Below are 24,550 nucleotides of genomic sequence, written 5' to 3' on the forward strand. Positions count from 1 at the left end.
TGGGGGAAGCAGCCCTCGCGAAGCCCTCGGGCAGGCGTCAGTCAGGCCTCAGTCAGGCCTCGGTCAGGCCTCGGTCAGGCCTGAGTCAGTCCTCGGCCGGCCCTCGGGCAGCCCTCAAGGAGTCCGCAGCGGCCTAGGGATCCGGGCGGCCGGCTTCGGGGCCGAGGCGGTCGAGCCGCGTACCACCAGCTCGGGGTGGAAGACGAACTCGCTGTGCGGGGCCGGGGTGCCGCCGATCTCCTCCAGCAGCGCGCGCACGGCCGCCTGCCCCATGGCCGTGACCGGCTGCCGGATCGTGGTCAGCGGCGGATCGGTGAAGGCGATGAGCGGGGAGTCGTCGAAGCCGACCACGGAGATCTCGCGCGGGACGTCGAGCCCGCGCTGCCGGGCCGCCCGGATCGCGCCGAGCGCCATCATGTCGCTGGCGCAGACGAGGGCCGTGGCGCCCCGCTCGATCAGCGCGCCCGCCGCGGCCTGGCCGCCCTCCAGTGTGTAGAGGGAGTGCTGGATGAACGGCTCGGTCTCGGCCGGGCCGGTCTGCAGCCGTTCCTGCATGGCGCGCACAAAGCCCTCGATCTTGCGCTGCACGGGCACGAAGCGCTGGGGGCCGAGCGCCAGCCCGATCCGCCGGTGGCCGAGCGCGCCGAGGTGGGTGACCGCGAGATCCACCGCGGCCCGGTCGTCGGGGGAGACGAAGGGCGCCTGCACCTTGTCGGAGAAGCCGTTGATGAGGACGAACGGCACGCCCTGGCCGCGCAGCTGCTCGTAGCGCTGCATATCGGCGGAGGTGTCGGCGTGCAGCCCGGAGACGAAGATGATGCCGGCCACCCCGCGGTCGACCAGCATCTCGGTCAGCTCGTCCTCCGTGGAGCCGCCCGGCGTCTGCGTCGCGAGGACCGGAGTGTAGCCCTGGCGGGTCAGCGCCTGCCCGATGACCTGCGCGAAGGCCGGGAAGATCGGGTTGTCCAGCTCCGGGGTGATCAGCCCGACCAGGCCCGCGCTGCGCTGCCGCAGCCGCACCGGACGCTCGTAGCCCAGCACGTCGAGGGCGGCGAGCACGGACTGGCGGGTGGTGGCGGAGACGCCGGGCTTCCCGTTGAGGACCCGGCTGACGGTGGCTTCGCTGACACCCGCCTGTGCTGCGATATCGGAGAGCCGGGCGGTCATGGGTGGGACTGTACCGGTCTGCTGTCAGATTGCCCACCAGGTGCAGCTGTCCCCGGGGAGGCGGGCGGCGGCGCCGTCGGCGGTCACCGGGGCGCTGGAGAGCAGCGGTGTTCCGGGGGTGGGGAGTTCGATGTCGTGCCCCAGGGTGTTGACGGTGCACAGCACGCCGGGGCGGGTGAAGGCGAGCACCCCGTCGGGGGCGGGCGCCCAGCTCATCGCGCCGTCGCCCAGGCCCGGCAGCCGGCGCCGCAGACCGAGGGCGGCGCGGTAGAGCTCCAGGGTGGAGGCGGGGTCGCCGGTCTGGGCCGCGACGGTGAGGCCGCCCCAGTCGGCGGGCTGCGGCAGCCAGCTGCCGCCGGGCCCGAAGCCGTACGGCGGCGCCTCGCCGGACCAGGGCAGCGGCACCCGGCAGCCGTCGCGGAAGCCGTCCTGGCCGCTGGTGGAGGCGACGCCGTCCGGGGCGGACTCGGTGTCGGTGCCGGGGCCCGCTGCGCCGGTCGCCCGGCCGCCGCGGAAGAACGCCGGGTCCTGGCGGACCTCGTCGGGCAGGTCGGTGACCTCGGGCAGGCCCAACTCCTCGCCCTGGTAGAGGTAGGCGGAGCCGGGCAGTGCCAGCATCAGCAGGCTCGCGGCGCGGGCGCGGGCGAGGCTGCCGCCGAGGCGGGTGGTGTGGCGTACGACGTCGTGGTTGGACAGCACCCAGGTGGTGGGGGCGCCGACCGAGGCGGTGGCGGCGAGGGAGGCGTCGATCACCGAGCGGAGCGCGTCGGTCTGCCAGGCGGCGTTCAGGAACTGGAAGTTGAAGGCCTGGTGGAGCTCGTCGGGGCGTACGTAGAGGGCGAGGCGTTCCGGGGTGGGGGCCCAGGCCTCGGCGACGCCGATGACCTGCTTGCCGCGGGCGTCGCCGTAGCCGTCCAGCAGCCGGCGCCAGGCGCGGTGGATGGCGTGCACGCCGTCCTGGTCGAAGAACGGCAGGACCTGGCTGCCGATGAGCTGGGCCTGGGCGCCGTGGCCGATGTCCGGCAGGCCGGGGGCCTTGATCATGCCGTGCGCGACATCGACCCGGAAGCCGTCCACCCCGAGGTCGAGCCAGAAGCGCAGGATGGCCTCGAATTCGGCGTGCACCTCCGGGTTCTCCCAGTTCAGGTCGGGCTGCTCGGGGGCGAAGAGGTGCAGGTACCAGTCGCCCCGGTCGGTGCGGGTCCAGGCCGGGCCGCCGAAGACCGACTCCCAGTCGTTGGGCGGGAGTTCGCCGCCCTCGCCCTTGCCGGGGCGGAAGAGGTAGCGCTGCCGGGCGAGCGCCGGGTCGGTGAACCACGGGTGCCGGTCGGAGGTGTGGTTGGGGACGATGTCGACGATCACCCGCAGGCCCAGGTCATGGGCGTCGCGGAGGAGTTCGCCGGCGTCCTGGAGGGTGCCGAAGAGCGGGTCGACGGTGCGGTAGTCGGCGACGTCGTAGCCGCCGTCGGCCTGCGGTGAGGCGTAGAAGGGGGTGAGCCAGACGGCGTCCACCCCCAGGTCCTTGAGGTACGGCAGCCGTTCGCGGATTCCGCGCAGATCGCCGATGCCGTCGCCGTCGCTGTCGGCGAAGGAGCGCACGTAGACCTGGTAGATGACGGCGTCGCGCCACCATCCGGGACCTCGGCCCGGTCCGGCGGCCTGGGGGGCGGGGCTGGGGGAAGTGAGCTCCTGGGTCATCTGCCGTCCCTGTCGAGGTCAAGAGGCGTCGGTGCCTTCAAGGAATCAACGCTCGGGCGGGCGCGGGGTGACGGTGCCCAGAGCGCCTGGAGGGTCCCCTTCCAGCCATCTCGTTGCACTTCGTTCCCGCAGTCTTGCAGAAAATTGCCGCAAGGTCTTTCGGTTTGTTTTCCGCGCTGTTACGTTCCTGACCGCCATCTGAGGCTTTTCCCTAAGGAGTTCACATGCGGCGTGGCATACGGGGCGCAACGGCCACCGCGCTGGTAGCGGGCCTGGCACTGGCGGCGACGGCGTGCGGCGGAGGTGACGGCGGCAGCGGCGGCGACAGCGGGGGCGAACTGTCCGGAACCGTTACCTTCTGGGACACCTCCAACGACGCCGAGAAGGCGACGTACCGCAAGCTTGCCGAAGGTTTCCAGAAGGAGCACCCGAAGGTCCGCGTCAAGTATGTGAACGTGCCGTTCGGCGACGCCAACGCCAAGTTCAAGAACGCGGCCGGCGGCAACTCCGGCGCCCCCGACGTGATGCGCACCGAGGTCGCCTGGACCGCCGACTTCGCGGGCCTCGGCTACCTCGCGCCCCTCGACGGCACCCCCGCCCTCGACAAGACCGACGACTACCTCCCGCAGGCCGTCGGCTCCACCAAGTTCAAGGGCAAGACCTATGCCGCACCTCAGGTCATCGACACCCTCGGCCTCTTCTACAACAAGAAGCTCCTCAAGGACGCCGGCGTCGGGGTGCCCAAGACCTTCGACGAACTCGCCACCGCCGCCAAGAAGATCAAGTCCAAGACCGGCGCCACCGCCCTCTACCTGCGCGGCGACGACCCCTACTGGTTCCTGCCCTACCTCTACGGCGAGGGCGGCGACCTGGTGAATGCCCGCGACAAGGTCGTGGAGATCGACGACGGCGCCGCCGTCAAGGCCTTCAAGACCATCAAGAGCCTGGTCGACTCCGAGGCCGCCGTCACCGACGCCACCGACGGCCAGGAGAATCAACTCAAGGCCCTCAAGGACGGCACCGTCGCGATGGCCGTCGACGGCCCCTGGGACATCGAGGGCGCCCGCGCCGGCAAGGCCTTCAAGGACAAGAAGAACCTCGGCGTCGCCCCCGTGCCTGCCGGCAGCACCGCCCAGGGCTCCCCGCAGGGCGGCTGGAACCTCTCCGTCTACGCCGGCAGCAAGAACCTCCAGGCCTCCTACGCCTTCGTCAAGTACATGAGTTCGGCGAAGGTCCAGCAGCAGACCAACGAGAAGCTGAGCCTGCTGCCCACCCGCAAGTCCGTGTACGAGGTGCCGGCCGTCAAGGACAACGAGATGGTCCGGTTCTTCAAGCCCGCCGTCGACGGCGCCGTCCAGCGCCCCTGGATCGCCGAGGGCAACTCGCTCTTCGAGCCGATCAAGGTGCAGATGAACAAGGTGCTCACCGGCGCCTCCTCGCCCGAGCAGGCCGCCAAGGCGGCCGGCGACGCCTACCGGAAGCTGCTCAAGGACTACAAGTGACCTTCGCTGTACGGGTGCGCCGGGCGCTGGGCACCCACTGGTACGCATGGACGATGGTCGCCCCGGTGGTACTCGTCATCGGGGTGATCATCGGCTATCCGCTGGTGCGCGGCGTCTTCCTCTCGCTCACCGACGCCAACGAGGCCAACGTCGAGCGGAACATCGGCGTCAACCACCTCCCCGCCACCTACCAGTTCACCGGCCTGGACAACTACAAGGCGGTGCTGGCCGACGGCGTCTTCTGGGACCGCCTCGGCTGGACCGTCCTGTGGACCGTCGGCTGCGTCTCGCTGACCTTCCTGATCGGCCTCGCCCTGGCGAACATGCTCAACCGCACGCTGCGCGGCCGCACCTTCTACCGGCTCGCGCTGATCCTGCCCTGGGCCATCCCCGCCTTCATCTCGGTCTTCACCTGGCGGATGCTCTACAACGAGAAGAACGGCATCCTCAACAAGCTGCTGGCCGGCGGCGGCATCGACGCGGTCCCGTGGCTCAACGACCCGACCTGGGCCAAGCTCTCGGTCATCGCCGTCAACGTCTGGCTGGGCGTGCCCTTCATGCTCGTCGCCCTGCTCGGCGGACTGCAGTCCATCCCCGGCGAGCTCTACGAGGCCGCCGAGATGGACGGCGCGGGCCCCTGGCAGCGATTCCGCAACATCACCGTCCCCGGCCTGCGCGCCGTCAGCAGCACGGTGATCCTGCTCTCCACCATCTGGACCTTCAACATGTTCCCGGTGATCTTCCTGCTGACCCGGGGCGGCCCCGGCGACGCCACCGAGATCCTGGTGACCTACGCCTACCGGCTCTCCTTCCTCGACAGCCCCCGCAACTTCTCCGAGTCCGCGGCCTGGGGCGTCCTGATCCTGCTCCTGCTCTCGGTCGTCGCGGTGGTCTACCGCCGGGCGCTGCGCAAGCAGGGAGAGGTGTGTTGACTGCTCCCCTTCCCTGAAGGGAGGGGATTCCTCACCCTCCAGGGCTGAGCGGGGATTTACGGCTCAGGCTGCCGTCTGGACCAGCGGCCCAGGCGGTCTTACGCCCTCAGCACCGTCCGGGACCAGACCTGCCCGGACCAGCATCACGTGCGCGGAGTTCTTGTCCCTGGGGGATACGGCTCCGCACGCGGTGCAGGCATACGTTCTCTCAGAAAGAGGTAGTGCGTGCTTGACTCTCGCTCCGCACTGCGCACAGTCCATCGTGGTGTGCGCGGGATGCACGAGACGGATGTCTCGCGCGTGCTTGTGGCCCATCTCGACCAGGGCCCTCTTCGTAGCGCCGATGGCGGCATCCGCCGCCTTGCGGGCCATGGTGGTTTTCGCCAGGAACTTCGGCCGGAAGTCCTCCACGGCAACGGCATCGTGGTCGCGCATCACGGACTTCGCCCACTTGCGGCCGGCATCCTGCCGCTGCCGGGCGACCTTCTTGTTGAGCTTCGCGGCCTGCGCCTGAGCGGCCCGGTAACCCCCAGATGCGGGCTGCCCCTTAGGGCGGCGTCTCCGGGCCATCATCCGCTGATAGCGGGCGAGCCTTTGCGCGGCGTTGCGCCCGTGCTCGGCATGGGGCAAGTCGTAGGCGTCCTCGGTGGTGGTGGCGGTCTCCTTCACACCCCAGTCCACCCCGAGCACACGCCCGGTCACGGCCAGCGGCTCCACGGCAGCCGGGGCCACAAAGGAGGCGTACCAGTGCCCAAGGCTGTCTTGGTGCACGCGCACGCTCGAAGGCTCAGCCGGAAGACGCCGCGACCACACCACCCGCAGCACGATGTTCCGGGCCAGGTGCAGGCGGCCGTCTTTCAGACGGAAACCGCGCCGGGTGTAGTTCAAGCTCGGGCGGGCGTCGCGCTTGCGCTTGAAGCGGGGCATTCCGGCCCGGCGGTGCATCGGCAACCGGTCTTTGATGTCCTTCAAAGCCTTCGCCCGCGACTTCGCGAAGTCGCGTACCACTTGCTGCTGCGGGACGCTCGCCCCCTCACGAAGCCACGACGTCGCTTTGCGGGCCCCGGTCAGCATCTTGTCGAGCTGGGCCGGACCACACGTCAGCTTCTCGCCCTTGGCCTTGTTGTCATGGTGCACGTCCTTGGACTTCGCGACGCATTCGTTCCAGATCCAGCGGCACCGATCCCACTCGGCTTCAAGCTGACGCCGCGCCGTGGCCGACAAACGCACACGGAAGGTGTACCGGGCAGGCCCGGCCTCCCCCGTCATCTGCGCTGCTGTCGACATACATCCGAACCTACCTGGGAGGACTGACAGTTGAGAGCTCTTGATCATTGCGGACCGCCTCACCCCGCCGCGAAGTGGACGCCCGATCGCCCTGACGGCCATCCCGCTATCGCTGCCCTGCTCCGCAGGAGTCCGATTCTCCCCCGCAAGCGGGAGGTGCCCCCACCCCGACCTGAAGGCCGGGGCATCCTCGGAGGAACCCGGTGACCAGGCCCCGCAAACGCCATGAGCGAGGCAGGCCGGCGTCCATCGCCCTGCACGCGGGCCTGCTCGTCGCCGCCGCGGTGGCCGTCTTCCCGCCCCTGTGGCTGCTGGTGACGTCCTTCAAACCCACCAACGACGCCTTCTCCACCAGCCTCGTCACCCACTTCACGCTCGCCAACTACACCCATGTGCTGGCCGGCACCGAGTTCCTGACCTGGTTCAAGAACTCCGTGATCATCGTCGGGCTGACCACCGTCCTCGGTGTCTTCATCGCTGCCACCACCGGCTACGCCGTCAGCCGTTTCCGCTTCCCCGGGATGCGCCCGCTGATGTGGCTGCTGCTGATCACCCAGATGTTCCCGGTCGCGGTGCTGATCGTGCCGCTGTACAACCTGCTGGCGAGCCTGGGCCTGCTCAACCAGCCGGCCGGCCTGGTCATCACCTACCTGACCATCGCCGTCCCCTTCTGCGCCTGGATGATGAAGGGCTTCTTCGACACCATCCCGGTGGAGATCGACGAGTCCGGACGGGTCGACGGCCTCAACCCCTTCGGCACCTTCTGGCGCCTGGTCCTCCCGCTCGCCAGACCGGGCCTGGCCGTCACCGGCTTCTACACCTTCGTCACCGCCTGGGCCGAGGTCGCCTACGCCTCCGCCTTCATGACCGGCGAGGAGAACCTGACGCTCGCCGGCGGCCTGCAGACCTTCGTCAACCAGTACACCAACGACTGGGGTTCGATGACCGCCGCCGCCGTGATCATCGCCGTGCCGGCCGCCCTCGTCTTCGCCTTCGCCCAGCGCCACCTCGTCGCCGGACTGACCGCCGGCACCACCAAGGGTTGAGATGACTTCACAGCACACCACCACTCCGACCACCGACTGGTGGCGCCACGCGGTGATCTACCAGGTCTACCCGCGCAGCTTCGCCGACGGCAACGGCGACGGCATGGGGGACCTGCCAGGCATCCGCAGCCGGCTGCCGTACCTGCGCGACCTGGGCGTGGACGCCGTCTGGCTCAGCCCCTTCTACGCCTCCCCGCAGGCCGACGGCGGCTACGACGTCGCCGACTACCGCACCATCGACCCGATGTTCGGCACCCTGGCCGACGCCGAGGCGGTCATCGCCGACGCCCACGCCCTGGGCCTGCGCATCATCGTCGACCTCGTCCCCAACCACTGCTCCGACCAGCACGAATGGTTCCGCCGCGGACTGGCCGAGGGGCCGGGTTCGGTGCTGCGCGAGCGCTTCCACTTCCGCAAGGGACGCGGCGAGAACGGCGAGGAGCCGCCCAACGACTGGGAGTCCCTGTTCGGCGGCCCCGCCTGGACCCGGGTGCCCGACGGCGAGTGGTACCTCCACCTCTTCGCCCCCGAACAGCCCGACTTCAACTGGGACCACCCCGCCGTCCGGGACGAGTTCCGCTCCATCCTCCGCTTCTGGCTGGACCTGGGCGTGGACGGCTTCCGGGTCGATGTGGCCCACGGCCTGGTCAAGGCCCCCGGCCTGCCCGACATGGGCCACGGCGAACAGCTGAAACTGCTGGGCAACCAGGTCCTGCCGTTCTTCGACCAGGACAGCGTCCACGACATCTACCGCTCCTGGCGCACCGTCCTCGACGAGTACGCCGGCGAACGGATCGCGGTCGCCGAGGCCTGGACCCCCACCGCCGACCGCACCGCCCTCTACCTCCGCCCCGACGAACTCCACCAGGCCTTCAACTTCCATTACTTGAACGCGGACTGGGACGCGGCCGCCCTCCGCGAGGCGATCGACTCCTCCCTCGACGCCATGCGCCCGGTCGGCGCCCCCACGACCTGGGTGCTGTCCAACCACGACGTCGTCCGCCACACCACCCGCCTCGGCGGCAGCCTCGCCCGCGCCCGCGCCGCGAGCCTGCTGATGCTGGCACTGCCCGGCTCCGCCTACCTCTACCAGGGCGAGGAGTTGGGCCTGCCCGAGGTCACCGACCTGCCCGACGAGGTCCGCCAGGACCCCTCCTTCTTCCGGGACACCGGACAGGACGGCCTGCGCGACGGCTGCCGGGTCCCGCTCCCGTGGAGCGGCGACGCGGCCCCCTACGGCTTCGGCGACGGCGGCAGCTGGCTGCCCCAGCCCGCCGACTGGGCACCCCTCACCGTCGCGGCCCAGACCGGCGACCCCGCCTCCACCCTGGAGCTCTACCGCACCGCCCTGACCCTGCGCCGCGCCCACCCCGGCCTCGGCGCGGGCGACGCGGTCGAGTGGCTGGACGCCCCCGACGGCGTCCTGGCCTTCCGCCGCCCCGGCGGCCTGGTCTGCACGGTCAACACGACCGGGGCCCCCGCCCGCCTGCCCACCCCCGGCCGGCTGCTGCTCGCCTCCCGCCTACTGGACGACGCGCAGGGGGACGTCGAGCTGCCCGCCGACACCGCCGCCTGGTGGGAGGAATGACCCTGTCCGATCCCGCCGGCGCCCATGCCACCCCCCGACTGTCCGACATCGCCGCCCAGGCGCAGGTCAGCGAGGCGACCGTCAGCCGGGTCCTGAACGGCAAGGTGGGCGTCGCGGCGGGCACCCGGCGGCGGGTGCTCGCCGCGCTCGACGTCCTCGGCTACGAGCGCCCGGTCCGGCTGCGGCGGCGCAGCGCCGGACTCGTCGGCCTGGTCATCCCCGAACTGACCAATCCGATCTTCCCGGCCTTCGCCCAGATCATCGAGCAGTCACTGGCGGGCCACGGCTACACCCCGGTGCTCTGCACCCAGATGCCCGGCGGAGCCACCGAGGACGAACTCGTCGAGCAACTGGAGGAGCGCGACGTCACCGGCATCGTCTTCCTCTCCGGCCTGCACGCGGACACCGGCGCCGACCCGTCCCGCTACGCCCGCCTGGCCGCCCGGGGCGTCCCGTACGTCCTCATCAACGGCTACAACGAGCACATCGACGCGCCGTTCGTCTCACCCGACGACGGCGCGGCGGCCCGGATGGCCGTGCGCCACCTGGCCGAGCTGGGGCACGAGCGGATCGGGCTGGCCGTCGGCCCGGCCCGCTATGTGCCCTCCCGCCGCAAGGCCGACGGCTTCGCGGCGGCGCTGGGCGAGTCGTTCGGCCTGTCGAGGGGGCAGGCCGAACGGCGCGTCCGGCACACCCTGTTCAGCGTCGAGGGCGGACATGCGGCCGCCGCCACGCTGCTCGACGACGGCTGCACCGGCATCGTCTGCGGCAGCGACCTGATGGCACTCGGCGTGGTCCGCGCGGCCCGCCAGCGCGGCCTGGCCGTCCCGGCAGACCTCTCGGTCGTCGGCTTCGACGACTCCCCGCTCATCGCCTTCACCGACCCGCCGCTGACCACGGTCCGCCAGCCGGTCCAGGCCATGGCGACGGCGGCGGTCGGCGCCCTGATCGAGGAGATCCACGACCGGGCGGCGGGCCGCCGGGAACCGCCCCGCCGCACCGAGTTCGTCTTCCAGCCGGAGCTGGTGGTGCGGGGGTCCACGGGGGCGGTGCGGCAGTGAGGGCCCTCGGGGAGTGTCCGAACGGAAATCGGCGGTAGCGGAGCGATCTTGGTTCCGGTTCGGTGACGTGCCCGTTTTGCCTGTTCAGCGGGCTCTGCGGCACGACCACCCCTCCCAGACCCATTACCTGGTCGTTGACCACGTACAGCCAGGTGGCGCCCTTGCAGCGCAGGCCGAAGTAGCGGGGGTTCGCGCCCGCGTACAGGGTCTGCACGGGGACCTCTGCGGGCGGGCCAGCGCCTTCGTTCTTGCCGTGCTGCTCGCGACGGCCATCGGTCCCCGATGTCCGGCCGCTTTCAGGCGGTGCTGACCGGCGCCGGGTTCTCGGGGAGCTGCCAGCTGCCGCCGCGGTCCTCCTTCGAAAAGCGCGCGGCGAGATCGGGAAGGTGCAGGAAGCAGGCCAGCGCGGTGGCGGCCTGGAAGGCGTCGATCGCACGCTGGGTCATCGGCATGCACAGGCGCAGGAGACGCGGATTCACCTCGCCCTGGATCTCGTCGACGAAGGGCCGCAGCACGCTGTCGTAGTTCGCCAGTGCGGCCGGCAGGTCGCCCGGGTGCCGGTTGATCTCGCCGGCCAGGACGTAGGCGCCCACCAGTCCGCCGGAGATGCCCATGCCGCTGTACGGGGAGGCACAGTGGGCGGCGTCGCCGGCGAGGACCACGCGGCCCTTGGACCAGGTGTCGGTTCGGACCTGGACGATCTCCTGGGAGTAGAAGAAGGGGCTCGTCCGCATGCCATCGATGAAGCGCTCGGTCTGCCAGCCCGCGTCGCGGAACCTGCTCGCCCAGAACTCCCGCTGGCGCGCGACGGGTTCCCGGTGGATCGCCGAGGCCTCCTCGGACTCCTCCCGCATCACGAAGTACGCCTGGGTCTCGTTCGGGTTGTGGCTGCGGCGCATGATCTGACGACCGCCCGGGACCATGTAGGTGTCCCGGATGTTGCTGTCGGACGCTGTGCGGGGCACGAACCAGTAGGCCATGTGGATGCCGATCCGCCAGTACGGGTCGAAGTCCGCGGGGAGGATCGCCCGACGGATGCGCGATCCCTGCCCGTCCGCGCCGACCAGGAGGTCGAACTCGCCGGAGGAGCCGTCGGAGAAGTGCGCGACGACCTGCTGTCCGTCCTGTTCGAAGCCGTCCACGCTCACGCCGAAGACGTACTCGGTGTCGTCCTTGGTGGCGTCGTGCAGGATGCGTACCAGGTCACCGCGCATGATCTCGTACTCGGACGTGAGGCTCTGCCGGCCGCGGCCGGAGGTGTTGGCCATGATCGTCGCCTTGGCCCTGCCGCGCGCGTCGATGAAGGCGACACCCGCCTCGTCCACCAGCTTGCCGCGGACGGCGTCCAGAAGCCCCATCCGCTCGACGGCCTCGATGCCCTGCCCGCGGAGGTCGACCTGCGCCCCGGAGGCCCGCAGCGCCGGAAAGCGTTCGGCGACGGTCACCCTGTGGCCGCCCCGCGTGAGCCAGAAAGCCAGCGCCTGGCCTGCTATCCCGCCGCCGGCAACAAGGACCCGCAGGCGGCGCGCTCCCGATCCGTGAGCCATGCCCATCACTCCCAAGAAAATCTATCAGTGAATGATTCCTCTCCAGATTCCCTATCAGTGATAAATTTGTCAACGTGACCAAGGTGAACCGGGAGATCGTCGTCTCCGAAGCGCTCGACCTGCTCGACGAGGTCGGGCTGGACACGGTCAGCACACGACGGCTGGCGAAGCGGCTGGGCGTCGAACAGCCCTCGCTCTACTGGCACTTCCGCACCAAGAAGGACCTTCTCGCGGCCATGGCGGAGGCGGCGATGGCACCGCATGCGGCCGCCCCGCTGCCGACGCCCGACGACGACTGGCGCGACTGGTTCCTGGACAACACGCGAAGCTTCCGGCGCACCCTGCTGATGCGCCGGGACGGCGCACGCCTCCACGCAGGCAGCACCCCCGCGGGCGACCTCGACCGGATCCGCCGCAAGATGGAGTTCCTGGTCACCTCGGGAGTGCCTGAGCGGGACGCGCAGATGGCGATGCTGGCCGCCGGCCGTTTCACGGTCGGCAGTGTCCTGGAGGAACAGGCGGACGCCGGCTCCGGCGACGACTCGGATCCGCAGGCGGACATGCCTGTGATCGACCACGCGTCGGCATTCGAGGCCGGCCTGACCCTCATCCTGGACGGCCTGGTGCACCGCACCACGATGCGGGCCGCCTCCACCTGTCGACAAACGTGAAGTTGGAGTTGCCGGTGACCCTCGGCATGCCCGGCAAGGTCGCCGACTTCCTCCGCACCGCCGAACTGGACAGCTACCGCTGATTTCCGTTCGGATGTTCCGAGCGCCGCCAATTGCATCGGATGCGAACTCGCGATGGTCTGTGATTCGACCTGACAGGATGCCGGATTCATTGCCGTGACCAGGGTGATTGTGGTCCTGAAGCGGCATGTGACGCTACCGGGTCTCACCTCGTGGTTGCCAGCTGTGTCACTCGTATGGATGGCTGGCCTGCGGATTGGCAGCCCTCTCGCATTGGATGCGGTTTTCTCGCACCTGATGCGAGTTACGGAGGGTGGCGAAATGGTGGGGTTCAGCGGGCCGGTGCCGGGGGCGGCGGGGTGGCATCTGGTCGACGGGGTGCCTCTGCTGCGGCCGGAGGAACAGGTCTTCGCGGCGATGCTGACCGGCTTCGCCAACCAGCAGCTCGCCCGAAATCTTGCCCGGACAACCGTGGAGGGCCGGGAGAACACGGTGAAGGCGTTCGCGGCCTACGTGAACGCCTACCCGTGGCTGTGGACGCCGGCGATGGTCGACGAGTGGCTCGGTGACCTCCGCTCCCTGCGGGATCTGAAGCGCTCGACGATCCGCTCGTACTCCGAGGCCGTGCGGGCTTTCTGCCACTTCATCACCGATCCGCTCTACGAGTGGACGGCGACCTGCGAGGAACGGTTCGGCACTCATCCGGTGCAGGCGGTGCACGAGTGGAACACCGCGGTGCACGTCCAGGACAACGAGGCGGACGCGAAGAAGCGAGCGTTCACCAAGGCTGAGCTGCACGCCTTCTTCGCGCACTGCGACGACGAGGTTGCCCGGATCCGGGCCTTCGGCCGCAAGGGCTGGCTGCCTGCCTTCCGCGACGCGACCCTGTTCAAGACCGCCTACGCCTATGGGACGCGGCGCAACGAGACGCGCATGCTCGACGCCGCCGACTTCGGCCGCAACCCGCATGGTGGCGAGTTCGGCCAGTACGGCCGCTGCCAGGTCCGGTTCGGCAAGGCCAAGAAGGGCTCGCCGCCCAAGCGCCGCGGGGTGCTGACCGTGTTCGACTGGACTCCGGACGTCCTGGACGAGTGGTTCACCGAGGTCCGCCCGCTGTTCGGCACCGACAACAACCCGGCGGCCTGGCCTTCCGAACGGGGCCTGCGGATCGGATGCCAGCGGCTCAACTCCCGCTTCATTGCCTACCGCAAGGCCCTCGGCCTGGACGACGGACTTGATTTCCACTCCTTCCGCAGGTCCTACGTCACCCACCTGATCGAGGACGGCTGGGACCCGCGCTTCGTCCAGGAACAGGTCGGTCACGAGCACGCCAGCACCACCTCGCTCTGCACCTGCGTGTCCTCGGACTTCCGCACCCGCACCCTGCGGCGGCACTTGGACTCCACCATCGCCGCGGCCCTTGAGACCCAGGCCGGGAGGCACGCATGAAACGCAAAGTCGGCTACGCCTGGCGGCTGCGCGAGGTCATGGCCCAGCACCAGATCTTCACCGCGACCGAGCTGGTGCCACTGCTGCGCGAGCGCGGCATCGACCTGTCCGCCTCCCAGGTCCACCGCCTGGTCTCCGGCACCCCGGAACGCCTGTCGTTGCAGGTCATGGCCGCGCTCTGCGACATCCTCTCCTGCACCCCGGCCGACCTGGTGGCCACCACCGCCGAGAACGCCGGAGTCCGCAAGACCGCCACCGGCGACCTGCCCGCCCCGCCCGCGAACGTCGCGAAGCTGCGGCCCCGCGCCGCTCGCATCCTGCCCGACGCATGACCCGCACCTACGCCACCGACGAACAGTACGAACGCTGGTACATGGCAGAGTGCTGCCGCTGCGGCCGCCGCAGGCACAAAGCCGGCACCTGGCCGGACGGATACGTCTGCCGAACCTGCTCGGACCACGCCGTCCGGACACGCGGCACCTGCCCAGGATGCGGCCAGGACCGGGCCCTTCCCGGGCTTCGCCCCGGTGATGGGGCAGCGATCTGCACCACCTGCGCCGGCTTCTCCCAGACCTTCGACTGCTCACGCTGCGGCTTCGAGGGCAAGCTCCTGCGCGGACGGCTCTGCGAACGTTGCACGCTCACCGACCGCCTCACCGCGCTCTTGGACGACGGCACCGGCCGCATCCGTCCCGCACTGGTCCCGCTGTTCGACCTGCTGGTGGCAATGGACAAGCCCAGGAGCGGGTTGGCCTGGCTGGAGATGCGCCGCAGCCAGGCAGGAAACGCCTCACAACTCCTGCATCGGCTCGGCCTCGGCGAGATCCCCCTGACCCACGACGCCTTCCACGAGCTCCAGCCCTGGCGGGCCGCTGCCCACCTGGAAGAACTCCTGATGACGTGCGGAGTCCTTCCCGCGGCCGACAAGTACCTCTGCTCCTTCCAGCGCTGGCTTCCCGGGCATCTGGCCGGCATCGCCGACCCCGAGCACGCCAAAACGATCAAGCTCTACGCAACCTGGCGCGTTCTCCCCCGACTGCGGGCCCGCGCCGAGCGGAGCCACATCACACCGAGCATCCGACGGTTCGCCGCAGAACAGATCAAGTACGCGACCGCCTTCCTGCACTGGCTCGGCAAGCGGAACACCAACCTCTCATCCTGCGGCCAGCTCGACATCGACGCATGGTGGGCCGAGAACACCGAACACGGCCGCACCTGCTTGCGAGCCTTCCTCAACTGGGCCATGCAGACCCGCCACTGCCCAGGCTTCCTCTCCATCCCAGCCATGAAGGTCTCCCGGCGGGCCGCACTGAGCGACGACGAACGCCTCGACGCCCTCGGCCGACTGCTGACCGACACGGAGACACCGACGCGGCTCCGAGTCGCCGGAATCATCGTGCTCCTCTACGCGCAGCCCGTGAGCCGCATCGTCCGACTCACCCTCGACGACGTCATCCGCGACGGCGACACCGTGCTGCTAAGGCTCGGGGAGTCACCCTCACCGATCCCCGAGCCGGTCACTGACCTGCTGCTGGAACACATCGCACACCGCGACAACATGAACACCGCGACCAACCCGGCGTCCCGCTGGCTCTTCCCCGGTCGCAGGGCCGGCCAGCCAGCCCGCCCCGATCACCTGTCCGCGCTGCTGAACGAGATCGGGGTCCCGGCCGCAGCTGCCCGCGGCGCCGCCATCCGCCAGCAGCTCCTCGACATGCCCGCCCCCGTGGTCGCGGACGCGCTCGGCTACCACCACAAGACCACCACCCGGCTCCGCAACGAGACCGGCGGCACATGGAGTCGATACGCCCCAGGGGATCACGAAAGGTCACCAGCGGGCTGGGCTCCTCGGGGAACCGGCGACAGTTGATTACGCGAGCTCACCAGTACCGAGGCCGGATGTGTTCGGGTCGTTGTCGCAGCGGAACGAGCGGCGGTGGGCGAGCGTCATCTGTGCCCGTCCGCCGGTCAGGACGCGGGGTGCTGCGGGGCGGGCTGGGGAGGCGGCGGGATGCGGGAGCGTTCGACCTTGGACCAGCCCTCAGGGGTCACCCGATAGTAATCCCCGTCGTCGGAGTCCATCCGCGAGTGGGCGTGCACCTTCACACAGTCCTTCTCAAGGCGGTAGGTAAAGCCGCCCATCATGCCGACCACCGGGAAGACGATCTCCACGGCCGGTCCCTCCATCAGTGGAGCCAACGGCGGCAGCAGGTGTTCGGTCTCCTCGAAGCAGTGGCCGGTCTTCTCCCGCAGCAGCGAATGGAAGTGGTACTCCAGCATCTCCGGAGGGGAGGGGAACCGCCGCACCACGACCGGTTCCAGGAGTTCCAGCAGGTGTGTGCGGCCTTGTTCCCGAGCGATGTCCACGGCGCGCCGCCCGTCTCGGGTGCGCTGCGTGCGCCAGGCGCCGTGCGCGAGCAGCCGGGAGACGACAGCGAAGTCCGCGCCGTGCCAGGCCGCCTGATGTAGCGGGGCGAAGCCGCTGCGGTTCCCGGGCCGGGGGAGATTGGCCCAGTGCGGATTCCTCTCCAACTCTTCGAACAAGCCGTTCCAGTCGGCGTCCCGGGCCGTGTCCGAGAACCGGTCCCGCTCCTCTCGGTACCGCTCGTTGAAGCGCTCGCGGTCGGTGAGGCCGTCCCATTGCATGCTGATCATGCAGACACGCTAGAACCCAGTCGGGCCCATGCCGAGTCAGCACAGGGAAGCCCTGAGACACCACAAGGCCCTCGGCGACGGGCGGTAACTCGTGGTCCTTCCTCAGCCCTCAGCTGTCGGCCCCGGCGGGCGCCGCCTCACCAGTGCCTGACTCCACACCAGTAGACCCCTCACCAACCACATTGAGCGGGGCGGTGAGGGCGTCGACGAGCCGACGCAGCTGCAGCAGCGTGCCGTCGGCCGTGGCGGCGCCCGGCATCGCCGACGCTCCCTCTCCATACCCGCGATGAAGGCCACCCGACGAGCCGCGCTGAGCGAGGACGAGCGTTTGGACGCCCTGGGACGGCTGCTGGCCGACACGGAGATATCGACGCCCCTCCGCGTCGCCGGCGTCATCGTGCTCCTCTACGCACAGCCCTTGACCAGAGTCGTCCGGCTCACCGTCAACGATGTGCTCCGAGGCGGAGACGCCGTACTTCTACGGCTCGGGGAACCGGCCTCACCCGTCCCCGCGCCGGTCGACTCCCTGCTGCTGGAGCACATCGCGAACCGCGACAACATGGACGCAGCCACCAACCCGGCATCCCGCTGGCTCTTCCCCGGCCGCCGGTCAGGCCAGCCGTTCCGCCCCGACCACCTGTCCGCGCTCCTCAACAAGGTAGGCGTCCCGGCCGCAGCCGCCCGCGGCGCTGCCATCCGGCAACAACTCCTGGAGATGCCCGCCCCCGTCGTCGCGGACGCTCTCGGCTACCACGACAAGACCACCACCCGAATCCTCAGAGAGACCGGCGGGACATGGAGCCGGTACGCCTCAGGAGACCACCCACAGTCAACATCCGGCTGGACCCCGCAAAGTCCTGGCGCTGGGGCGCGACCGGGGTCTGCCGAGTGAAATCCCCTCGCTCCACAAGGGCAAGGCGGGTGATACTCCGCCCCATGAACGAGATCATCTTACGAACTGCTGAGCCCGATGAGGCGGGAGTGCTCACGGCGCTGACACGGCGGTCGAAGGGGCACTGGGGTTATCCACAGGCGATGCTGGACCGGATGGCGGAAATGCTGTCGGTCAGCTCCGCCACCATTCGTGACGGGCATGTCGTTGTCGCGGAGCGGAACGGTGTGGTGGCGGGCTATTACCAGATCACAGGCGAACCTCCGCACGGCGAGCTGGCAGACCTGTTCCTCGAACCTGGGATGATCGGCACCGGGCTGGGGAGGACGCTCTGGGAACACGCCGTCGCCTCGGCCCGCAGCGCGGGCTTTCACACCCTGACCCTGGAATCCGACCCTCACGCCGAAGGGTTCTACCTGCGTATGGGAGCCGAGCGCATCGGCGAACGAGAGGTCGCCCCAGGCCGGGTACTTCCGGTCTTGAGGGTCGCCATCCACACGGCATGACAGCCCCGGGCGGGGGTGGGACCAGCGCTTCACGCTCTCGCCGAGCTGATCAACGACCTCGGCATCCCCACTCCCGGACTCATCGCGACCATCCGTCAGCATCTCCAGGAGGGCCGCCCCAGTTGTCGCACGCCAATGCCCTGCCGGAGGTTACCTACGGTCACCATCCAGGCGGGCTCCACGGAGAACTGGCGACAGTTGAATAGGCGAGCTCACCAGTACCGGGGGCCGTGAGAGCCGGAGGGCTGGTCAGTGCCGGCCGATCTGCTGGTCGACCTGGTAGATGGTCTCCCACGGCACCTGCTGCCAGGGGCTTTCACGGTTCGTGGGGTCCAGCAGGCTCCGCATCGCGCTGACGGTGTCCTCCTGCGATCCGGCCCATTCGCGGCCCGCCGAGCGCATCCACAGCTCCCGTCCGGCCACGAAGTCCTCTGCGAACTGCTGCCAGGACCGGTAGGTCTGGGCCACGGGTGCCACGGCACCGCCCAGCAGCTGCCAGGCACCCGGCTCGTCGACGTACCCGGCGGCGAACCCCGCGCGGACGATGCAGACGTAGCGGCCGAAGTCCCACGCCACCGGCGGGCGCCCGAGCGCCGAGGCCATCTGCATCCGGTGGCCCTCGGTGGCCAGCCACTGCAGGGTCGAGTGGAAACTCTCGGGCGAGGTGACGCCCCAGCTGGTCTTCAGGCTCACACGGCATTGCATGGGGTTGATCCGCTTCAACGGATAGAGCGCCAGATGGCGATGGCCCCAACTGCGCTCCGCAAGGATCGCGTCGAGTGAGACGATCCACTTTTGATGGCTGGTCAACGCGGCGGGATAGCGCTTGTGTGCCGGCCGTCCGATGGCCATCTTCACCAGCGTGACCGCAAGAATCCACAGGTTCATGATCACCCATCCTCACAGGCACCGTTCCCCGGAACCATGAGGGCCCGGCGGACGGTGCCGTACGAGGGGAGTCGGTCAGGCCCCGTGAGCGGCGTACGCGACGAACCGAGCCCAGGCCGGGGCGGGCACGGCGAGCTGCGGGCCGGCCTTGTCCTTGGAGTCGCGGATGTGGACGGTGGTGGGGCAGGCGGCGATCTCGACGCAGCTGTCGCCATCGCCGCTGCTGTAGCTGGACTTGTACCAGGAGAGGGCGACTTCCACGCAGTCATCGCCCGAGTCGCCGCTGTAGCTGCTCTTGAACCAGGCCAGTTCGGTGGTGTTCATAGCGCTCCTCGCATCTGCGTCAGCAGGCTCCGGGAATCCTCCGGTGTGAGGGCCTGCGAACGCAGTTTCGCATAGCGCATATGCAGTGTGCTGATGGTCTTCGCGTCAGAAATGAGGAGGCCGCTCTCCTGTCCCTCGGAGTAGGCGTACCACCGATTGCTCGGCGTCTCCAGAAGTCGCATGGGTCCGTTCATCCCGGCGTGAACTCCCCTGGCCAGCGGCATGACTTGGAGCTCAACATTCCGAAGGCGCTGGGAGGTCTCCAGTACATGGTCAAGAAGCTCCCGGGCCACGTCCGCGCCGCCGGTCCGACGCAGGAACACATGCTCGTCGACGATAAAACTGAACGCCGTGTTCGGCCGGTCCCGCAGCAGCTTCTGCCGGTCCAGCCGGGCGGTCACCTTCGTCTCGGTCTCCTCGTCGGTCAGCAGCGGAATGCGGTGCTCGAACAGCTCGCGCGCGTACGCCTCGGTCTGCAACAGGCCCGGCATCAAACGGCATTCGTACGTGTACAGGCTGATCGCCTGCTCCTCCAGCCGGGCCCACTGCCGGAACCACGCGGCTAATCCCGGCTGCCGGGCCAGCTGCGTCGCCATCGCCCGCAGCACCCCGAAGGCGTCCAGCACCCGCTCGGCCCGCTCGATGAACTCCGGTGGCGGGAGCCTGCGCCCCTGCTCGATCGAGGCGATGGTCCCGGCTGAGAATCCCACCCGCCGCGCCAGTCCCTCCTGCGTCAGTTTCGCTCGCTTCCGGAACGCCTTGACCACGGCCCCGAAGGCCCTGAGGCTGTCGGTGGTTTCGGGCTCGCTGTTGCCCGTTTTGCCGGCCATACCGGCCACCTCCCCTGCGTCTGTCGTGCCCCACGCACAACACGTCCATGGTTACGGTCCGTTATCGTCGCTGTCTACCCTTTGCACTCGTACGCTGACGCTGCGTACGAGCTCCGTAGGGGCGGAAACCCTGGCCATGGCTGCCATGGGGGCGTCACCGTAGGGCGCATGCCAGCCCAGTCAGCCTTCCGGGCCACCCAAGCCCCGGTTACCGTACGTGTGTTCACCATGCGCTTCAGTGCGACCCGCCTCGGTGCCCGTCTTGCCCGTCGCCTCGCCGTGCACCGGCTCGATCAGTGGGGCTTCCCCTACGACAGCGAGCTGTCCGATACGGCCGCCGCGGTCGTCGCCGAACTCGCCGCGAACGCCGTGACGCACGGCCGGGTCCCCGGCCGCGACTTCGAGCTCCGCCTCGCGACCCTGTCCTGCCCTCACCCCGGCGCCGCCGCCGCACGCCCCGCCACCCTGCGCATCGAAGTCGCCGACACCCGCACGGAGAAACGCCCGCCGTCCCCCGACGCGCTCACGCTCCCGCCCCCGGACTGCGAAACGGGTCGAGGCCTCCCACTGGTGGCGGCGCTCGCTGACCGCTGGGAGGTCGTCGACCGGGTCCCGGTGGGCAAGGTGGTCCGCGCCGAACTGGATCTGTAGCGCCGCCCGGCTGTGTATGGACCCTGGGTCTGTCCTGCCTCCGTCCGAAGGGTGACCCGTGCTTGACGGACCGTCAAGCGACTGCTGGGCTGGCTGTTTCCAGTCAGCCAGTCGGAGGTTGCCCAGGTGTCCAGGTCGGATCTTCGCGCGTTATTCCGGTCGAATGATCGTGAGCTGAAAGCCGTTGACTACTTCGCCGACCGACGTGACGAGTGGGCCACGGTGGTGGAGAGCCTCGTACGCCATACCCGACGGGTGCACGAGGCCGCGTTCGATGTCGAGGATCTGGAAACCCCGCGTCGCAACGTGCTCGTCTTCTACGGGGTCGGCGGTATCGGCAAGTCCACGCTGTCGCGTGGCGTCGTCGAGCACCTGGTGGACAGCGAAGCGCGTGGGGCCGACTGGCCTCCGCTGGACCCCCGGGTGAGGCGGGTGGTCCCCGTACGCATCGACTTGTCGCGTGATTCCGGCAGTGACTTCGAGTCCTTGATGCTTGCCCTGCGGCTCGCGGTGGTCGAGCTGGGGGAGCCGATGCCGGCTTTCGACCTTGCGTTCCAGCGCTACTGGGAGCGCAATCATCCCGGAGAGCCGCTTGAAGAGTATCTGCGGCGCCGCACGTGGTTCAGCCGGTTCCCGGGATCGCGGTCGTTGTCCGGGCAGATGCAGTCGGTGCTGTCGGACGTCGCAGAGGCGGCGTCCTTGCCCGGCACGGCGGGCGCGCTCGTCGGAAAGGGGCTTCGTTCGCTTGTCCGCGCCTTGCGGGACCGGCGTCACCAGGTCCGCTCGCTCGCCGAGTGCCGCCGTTTGGCCGACCTGCTCGAAGCTGAACCGGACGTGGAAGCACTCAGCTACTACTCGCACCTGCTCGCCTGGGACCTCAGCCGGGTCTCCGCCAAGCGCCGGGCAACGCTTGTCGTCCTGCTGGACACCTTCGAGGATGTCGGGGACCGCGTGCACCGCGATCTTGAGCGGCTGATCCAGCGGGTGGCGTGGCTGATGCCGAACGCCCTCTTCATCATCACCGGCCGCAACCGTCTGCAGTGGGACGATGCCGAACTGGAGGGGCAGCTGGACTGGGCGGGAGCGGACTTCTGGCCTCTGCTCGTCGGCGGTGCGGTGGAGGAACCACGCCAGCACACTGTCGGCTACCTCTCTGCGGAGGACTGCGAGAGGTACCTTTGCGAGCGGCTGACCGTCGGCAACCGGCCGCTGATGGATGACAGTGCGCGACACCTGATCACTGCCAACTCGCACGGGCTGCCGCTCTACCTGGACCTCGCGGTGATGCGGTTCTTGGACATGTACCGCAAGAACGGACGAGCCCCGGTGGCGAGCGAGTTCAATCTGGACTTCCCGGCGCTGGTGGCACGGACCTTCCGTGATCTCACACCGAGCGTGCGGCAGGTCCTGAGAGCGGTGAGCCTGCTCGACTCGTTCTCCATCGAGTTGGCCGCGGCCGGCGCCGGTCTCGATCATGATGCCCCCGCCCTGGAATTGGTCGAGCGCCCCTTCGTGGATCTGGATCCCGGCGCCCCTTGGCCCTACCGGCTGCACAATCTCGTACGTGATGCCATGCGGGAGGCGGACTCGACGAGTGAGGACCGCTGGAGCCCGGCGGACTGGCGGCGGGCCGCGCAACGCTTGGTCGATGCCTTGGAACGTGAGGCGGACGGAGACCGACGGCGTCTGGTCGCCGCCCTGAGGCAGGGACTGACGCTCGCCCGCGACTACGGGTTGGAGCTCGGATGGCTGCAGGACGCGGCGTTCCGCTACGTCGACGACTTCGTGTGGGAGCCCATCGAACTGCCAGCCCCAGCCGCGCAAGCGAGCCACAACGCCCGGATCGGAAGTGCGGCGGAGGCCCTGGCCATCGCGTTGTCCGCGATCGCTCGGCGGCAGCGGTGTCACCGGAGCGAAACCGCTGAGCAATTGCGCGAGGTGCTGGCATCCGGGTGGTTGCCCGAGCCCCTTTTGGAACTGCCGCGCTACTTCCTGGCGGAGTGCGACCGCGATCTCGGGAACTTCGCGCCCTCGCTGGAGGGGATGAGACAGGTCGTCGACGCCGGGAGACGGCTTGCCCCCACTGCGGCCCGTGGCCTGGTACACCTCGCGCGCCGCGTGGGGCAGTTCCCTCAGGTGCGTGCCGCAGCCGAGGCCCTTGGAGCGGAGGGTCGCAGGGACCGGGCCCTCGGCGACCTTTGGTGGACCCAGGGGAATATGGCGCTCGCCTGCTCCTCGTACGCGGTCAACCGGGACGAGGCGCTGCGGCTCGGCCAGCAGGGCGAGGCCGCGCTGTCACAGGCATGCCTGGCTTTCGCCGCCGCGTTCCGGGATCGCCCCCGTGCCGGGGAGGAGATCACACGGGCGCAGGACGCTTTGGGCGCGGTGTCGATCCGGTGGGCGGAGCTTCAAACGAAGATCGCATCGCTCGTACGGGATGCAGGTGTCAGTACCGACCTGCCGGCCCGCGCCGAGGCAGTCGTCGAGGAGGCGCGTGAGGCGGGACTCACGTCATCTGTCGCGTACGTGCGCTTCGCGGTCTGTCTCCATGCCGCGGTCCTGGGGGAGTCGGCCCTGCTGGACGAGGCGCGAGAAAGGCTGCACGAGTGCGTGCGGGGCGAGGAGTTCGCCTATCTGGTCGAACTGTCGTATCTGATGGCGGGTGAAGATCCGCCCGCAGATCTGCCGCGCGCCGAGTGGGTGGACGAGCGAAGCCGAGTGCGGGCACGCTGGGCCGCGATTGTCGATGATCGGCGCCGTGAGGCTGCCGCACACAGAGGAGACTGAGCCGGGTGGCCACGTACACCAAGCTGGACCAGATCGACCTGCCCGCTGTGTCCGAGCGCTACGGACTACAGGACGCACAACTGGAACCGCTCAAGGGCGGTGCAGCGAACTCCAGCTTCCACGTGTCCGGTCCATCCGGGGACTTCACGCTGACCATCCTCGACAATCACGACCTCGTCAGCGCCCAGAACCTCGCGACGTACACGCAGGCCGTGTATCGGCTGGGGGTGCCGACGACCGAAGTTGTTCCCGCCCTCGACGGAGCTTTGATCACCACTTTCGACGACGGCCGCCCGATCATCCTCAAGAAGTGGATTGAGGGGGACGTGCGCCAGCCGCTTCCGATTCCGTTGCTGCCCGAAGCAGGGCGCATTCTTGCGCAACTGCATTCCCTGGCACCGGAGTCGGAAGGGCTCGGTGACCTTCCCGTCGGGACGCGCCGCCTCTCGGCTGAGCAGTTGGATGTCATTCCGCAGTTCGCCGACCGGGAGTTTGCGGAGTGGCTCGCGGCTTGCCTGAGGCGGGTGCGCAGCGCCGAAGCCGACAGTGAACGTACTCGGAAGGTCGCACACGGGGACCTTTTCGCCGACAACGTGATCGTGCGTGACGACGGGGCGCTGTCCGTGCTGGACTGGGAAACGGTCTCGCTTGACGATCCCCTGCTGGATCTCGGCATGGCGGCGGTTGGACTGGCAGCGGAGGATGACGTCCTGGTACCCGAACGGCTGCACGCTCTGGTGACGGGCTATCAGGCTCTTGCGCCCCTGTCGGAGGCAGATACAGCCGCACTGCCCCTGGAAATCGAGCACGCGGCGTGCATCATCGCGTTCCACCGCTACTACCGGCACAGCATTCGCTTCCCCGACCCGAGCAGAAGCACCTACCACCTGAAGATGATCAAGTTCGTGGAGTCTGTGGGGGCTGCCGCGCAGTCCGGTTCCTCGTGAGGACGTGCACTGCGCCCGAGTCCTTCACTGGGCTTGGCCAGCGGGCCAGGTGTGCTGTCCCGGCGAGGCTGTAGGGGAGTTGGCGGGGAGGTGGCGGCACC

Annotated in this window: 22 protein-coding genes; 14 read left to right on the forward strand and 8 right to left on the reverse strand. The window is 69.2% G+C overall.

Annotated features, from left to right (window positions below; all coding sequences use genetic code 11):
• Nucleotides 1–114 precede the first annotated feature (114 nt).
• Nucleotides 115–1,167: a LacI family DNA-binding transcriptional regulator gene (locus tag D9V36_RS31390; RefSeq protein WP_129296734.1), complete on the reverse strand. Its 1,053-nt coding sequence runs from the start codon at nt 1,165–1,167 to the stop codon at nt 115–117.
• Between the two features lie 24 nt (nt 1,168–1,191).
• Complete coding sequence (locus D9V36_RS31395) at nt 1,192–2,865, reverse strand: glycoside hydrolase family 13 protein (protein WP_129296735.1); 1,674 nt, start codon at nt 2,863–2,865, stop codon at nt 1,192–1,194.
• A 224-nt stretch (nt 2,866–3,089) separates the two neighbouring features.
• Here D9V36_RS31395 and D9V36_RS31400 point away from each other — a divergent pair, with 224 nt between their 5' ends.
• A complete protein-coding gene (locus D9V36_RS31400) occupies nt 3,090–4,367 on the forward strand; it encodes an extracellular solute-binding protein (RefSeq protein WP_129296736.1) in 1,278 nt (425 codons plus the stop codon).
• A gap of 53 nt (nt 4,368–4,420) precedes the next feature.
• Nucleotides 4,421–5,299 (forward strand): carbohydrate ABC transporter permease, encoded by an 879-nt coding sequence (locus D9V36_RS31405; RefSeq protein ID WP_431357767.1) that lies wholly within the window; start codon nt 4,421–4,423, stop codon nt 5,297–5,299.
• Between the two features lie 63 nt (nt 5,300–5,362).
• Here D9V36_RS31405 and D9V36_RS31410 read toward each other — a convergent pair whose 3' ends face one another.
• Nucleotides 5,363–6,586 (reverse strand): RNA-guided endonuclease InsQ/TnpB family protein, encoded by a 1,224-nt coding sequence (locus D9V36_RS31410; RefSeq protein WP_129296738.1) that lies wholly within the window; start codon nt 6,584–6,586, stop codon nt 5,363–5,365.
• A 203-nt stretch (nt 6,587–6,789) separates the two neighbouring features.
• Here D9V36_RS31410 and D9V36_RS31415 point away from each other — a divergent pair, with 203 nt between their 5' ends.
• Genes D9V36_RS31415 through D9V36_RS31425 form a run of 3 tightly spaced genes read left to right on the forward strand, consistent with a single transcriptional unit; the run spans nt 6,790 to nt 10,281 of the window.
• Nucleotides 6,790–7,632, forward strand: a complete 843-nt coding sequence (locus D9V36_RS31415) for a sugar ABC transporter permease (RefSeq protein ID WP_129296739.1) — start codon at nt 6,790–6,792, stop codon at nt 7,630–7,632.
• A gap of 1 nt (nt 7,633) precedes the next feature.
• On the forward strand, nt 7,634–9,220 hold the full coding sequence (locus D9V36_RS31420; RefSeq protein ID WP_129296740.1) for a glycoside hydrolase family 13 protein: 1,587 nt from the start codon (nt 7,634–7,636) through the stop codon (nt 9,218–9,220).
• The gene (locus D9V36_RS31425; protein WP_129296741.1) at nt 9,217–10,281 is read left to right on the forward strand and encodes a LacI family DNA-binding transcriptional regulator; all 1,065 of its coding nucleotides are present in this window, start codon (nt 9,217–9,219) and stop codon (nt 10,279–10,281) included. Before D9V36_RS31420 ends, D9V36_RS31425 begins: the two co-directional genes overlap by 4 nt.
• Nucleotides 10,282–10,577: 296 nt before the next feature.
• Here the strand turns inward: D9V36_RS31425 and D9V36_RS31430 are convergent, their stop codons facing one another.
• Complete coding sequence (locus tag D9V36_RS31430; protein WP_129296742.1) at nt 10,578–11,828, reverse strand: FAD-dependent monooxygenase; 1,251 nt, start codon at nt 11,826–11,828, stop codon at nt 10,578–10,580.
• 74 nt (nt 11,829–11,902) lie between these two features.
• Here D9V36_RS31430 and D9V36_RS31435 point away from each other — a divergent pair, with 74 nt between their 5' ends.
• From D9V36_RS31435 to D9V36_RS31455, 4 genes are all read left to right on the forward strand, one after another.
• Nucleotides 11,903–12,499 (forward strand): TetR/AcrR family transcriptional regulator C-terminal domain-containing protein, encoded by a 597-nt coding sequence (locus D9V36_RS31435; RefSeq protein ID WP_129296743.1) that lies wholly within the window; start codon nt 11,903–11,905, stop codon nt 12,497–12,499.
• A 342-nt stretch (nt 12,500–12,841) separates the two neighbouring features.
• The gene (locus D9V36_RS31445) at nt 12,842–13,969 is read left to right on the forward strand and encodes a tyrosine-type recombinase/integrase (protein ID WP_129296744.1); all 1,128 of its coding nucleotides are present in this window, start codon (nt 12,842–12,844) and stop codon (nt 13,967–13,969) included.
• Nucleotides 13,966–14,301 carry a helix-turn-helix domain-containing protein gene (locus D9V36_RS31450; protein ID WP_129296745.1) on the forward strand — a complete coding sequence of 112 codons (336 nt, stop codon included), beginning with the start codon at nt 13,966–13,968 and terminating at the stop codon, nt 14,299–14,301. The genes D9V36_RS31445 and D9V36_RS31450 overlap by 4 nt, the downstream gene beginning before the upstream one ends.
• The gene (locus D9V36_RS31455) at nt 14,298–15,839 is read left to right on the forward strand and encodes a hypothetical protein (protein ID WP_129296746.1); all 1,542 of its coding nucleotides are present in this window, start codon (nt 14,298–14,300) and stop codon (nt 15,837–15,839) included. The genes D9V36_RS31450 and D9V36_RS31455 overlap by 4 nt, the downstream gene beginning before the upstream one ends.
• A 98-nt stretch (nt 15,840–15,937) precedes the next feature.
• Here the strand turns inward: D9V36_RS31455 and D9V36_RS31460 are convergent, their stop codons facing one another.
• Nucleotides 15,938–16,624, reverse strand: a complete 687-nt coding sequence (locus tag D9V36_RS31460) for an ankyrin repeat domain-containing protein (RefSeq protein WP_129296747.1) — start codon at nt 16,622–16,624, stop codon at nt 15,938–15,940.
• A 286-nt stretch (nt 16,625–16,910) separates the two neighbouring features.
• Here D9V36_RS31460 and D9V36_RS31465 point away from each other — a divergent pair, with 286 nt between their 5' ends.
• Both D9V36_RS31465 and D9V36_RS31470 read left to right on the forward strand, forming a co-directional pair.
• Nucleotides 16,911–17,516, forward strand: coding sequence for a hypothetical protein (locus D9V36_RS31465; protein WP_241721124.1), 606 nt, complete (start codon nt 16,911–16,913; stop codon nt 17,514–17,516).
• Between the two features lie 44 nt (nt 17,517–17,560).
• Nucleotides 17,561–18,022 (forward strand): GNAT family N-acetyltransferase, encoded by a 462-nt coding sequence (locus D9V36_RS31470; RefSeq protein ID WP_164993070.1) that lies wholly within the window; start codon nt 17,561–17,563, stop codon nt 18,020–18,022.
• A gap of 249 nt (nt 18,023–18,271) precedes the next feature.
• Here the strand turns inward: D9V36_RS31470 and D9V36_RS31475 are convergent, their stop codons facing one another.
• The 3 genes from D9V36_RS31475 to D9V36_RS31485 form a co-directional block, all read right to left on the reverse strand.
• The gene (locus D9V36_RS31475; RefSeq protein ID WP_129296749.1) at nt 18,272–18,910 is read right to left on the reverse strand and encodes a DUF1266 domain-containing protein; all 639 of its coding nucleotides are present in this window, start codon (nt 18,908–18,910) and stop codon (nt 18,272–18,274) included.
• 75 nt (nt 18,911–18,985) lie between these two features.
• Complete coding sequence (locus D9V36_RS31480) at nt 18,986–19,234, reverse strand: DUF397 domain-containing protein (protein WP_129296750.1); 249 nt, start codon at nt 19,232–19,234, stop codon at nt 18,986–18,988.
• Complete coding sequence (locus D9V36_RS31485; protein ID WP_129298811.1) at nt 19,231–20,064, reverse strand: helix-turn-helix domain-containing protein; 834 nt, start codon at nt 20,062–20,064, stop codon at nt 19,231–19,233. Before D9V36_RS31485 ends, D9V36_RS31480 begins: the two co-directional genes overlap by 4 nt.
• Before the next feature lie 168 nt (nt 20,065–20,232).
• Between D9V36_RS31485 and D9V36_RS31490 the strand changes: the two genes are divergently transcribed.
• The 3 genes from D9V36_RS31490 to D9V36_RS31500 all read left to right on the forward strand — a co-directional run bounded on the left by D9V36_RS31490 (nt 20,233) and on the right by D9V36_RS31500 (nt 24,449).
• Complete coding sequence (locus D9V36_RS31490) at nt 20,233–20,715, forward strand: ATP-binding protein (protein ID WP_129296751.1); 483 nt, start codon at nt 20,233–20,235, stop codon at nt 20,713–20,715.
• Between the two features lie 126 nt (nt 20,716–20,841).
• Nucleotides 20,842–23,502: an ATP/GTP-binding protein gene (locus tag D9V36_RS31495; RefSeq protein ID WP_129296752.1), complete on the forward strand. Its 2,661-nt coding sequence runs from the start codon at nt 20,842–20,844 to the stop codon at nt 23,500–23,502.
• Between the two features lie 5 nt (nt 23,503–23,507).
• On the forward strand, nt 23,508–24,449 hold the full coding sequence (locus tag D9V36_RS31500; protein ID WP_164993071.1) for a phosphotransferase: 942 nt from the start codon (nt 23,508–23,510) through the stop codon (nt 24,447–24,449).
• Nucleotides 24,450–24,550 lie beyond the last annotated feature (101 nt).

It is taken from the genome of Streptomyces lydicus (assembly GCF_004125265.1).
Lineage (GTDB): Bacteria > Actinomycetota > Actinomycetes > Streptomycetales > Streptomycetaceae > Streptomyces > Streptomyces lydicus_C.